The organism is Clostridium sp., assembly GCF_051650885.1.
Taxonomy (GTDB): Bacteria; Bacillota; Clostridia; order Clostridiales; family Clostridiaceae; genus Clostridium.
On sequence record NZ_JBOFRG010000061.1, the window covers coordinates 1 to 1,248 of the forward strand.

Genomic DNA, 1,248 nt, shown 5'->3' on the forward strand with positions numbered 1-1,248 from the left:
TCCCTACACCTCCTAGTGCACCTCCCACTGCAGCTCCTGCTGCAAGTCCTGCTGGGATCCCAATTATGCTCCCAGCAAAGTGAGAAACTGCTGCTCCGAGACCTGCTCCAGCCAGAGCAGAGCCGTTAACAGCGAGTGCGATTTTCCTCCGAACTCCAGAACGTTTTCCTTCGTTCTCAGGCTTTCCTCCATTTTTCTGAACCATGGTGTCGATCTTCTTCAGAAGCTCGGTGACTTGAGACAGATTCTGATCAGTGTTGTCAATAACATGGCATCCCCCGTTACATTCATTGACAGTGTTTTTGAGATCACTGTTTTCTTCAACAAACTTTTCTATAGTTGTGTTCTTCATTTCATCTCCATGGGTGAACAAAACCATAGTGCGGTTTACCACATTTTCACCGAAGGTGTTCTTGATAATCTGAAATATGCCCTTTTCAGCATCATGAAATTTGTCCAAACAGGAAAGCACAAACAGGATCACATAAGGACCAGGAAGCGAGACACATTTCTTGAGCTCCTCCACCACCTCCTCATCTTCTTTATCTGCGTTACACAGACCTGGAGTGTCGACAATAACCACGTTTCGTCCTCCGATCTTTACTTCTTCCTTCTTACATTTTTCTGTTCCAGGGAGAAAACCCCTTTGACATTCAGGATCAGTTTTCTTATTTTCCTCTGAGCTCCTCAGGAAGGTGTTCATGACTGCAGTCTTCCCAACTTTAACCTTCCCAACGAGCACAATCCACAGCTCTGATTGGGCTGTTGGAAAATATTACACAAACATCAGTGGTGGACAAAGTAATCTGATCTTTTAATGCAGTAAAAGTAGCAATACCACAGTATAGAAATACTCTGTTTCAAGTCATGCTTTAAAAATTTTACTTAGGGGGACAGTTCACCCCAAAATTAAAAATATATTTTCCTATTTTCCTCTTACCTGTAGTGCTATTTGTCCATCTAGATAGTTTTGGTGTGAGTTGCTGAGTTTTGGAGATATTGGCAGTAGAGCTGTCTGCCTTTTTTGAATATAATGGGACTATATGGCACTCGGCTTGTGGTGCTCAAAGCGCCAAAAAACAGGCGTAGCCAGCGGATATCCCGATAACAGATAACGGATATCCGGGCCAAGACTACTTCTTCCGTGTGCCGGTCATTGTTTACTGTCCAATTAGCGATCTGGTAACCCATCGGCTATCGTCTGACGACGATTTGAATGCAGATAAATTAAACAAACCTAATAAAAAG

1 protein-coding gene is annotated in these 1,248 nt (G+C 43.3%); it reads right to left on the reverse strand.

Features of this window, described 5'->3' with window-relative positions:
• A partial coding sequence (locus tag ACRC28_RS03210; RefSeq protein ID WP_438542014.1) for a GTPase occupies window positions 1-742 on the reverse strand: 742 nt, incomplete at its 3' end.
• Window positions 743-1,248: the final 506 nt, after the last annotated feature.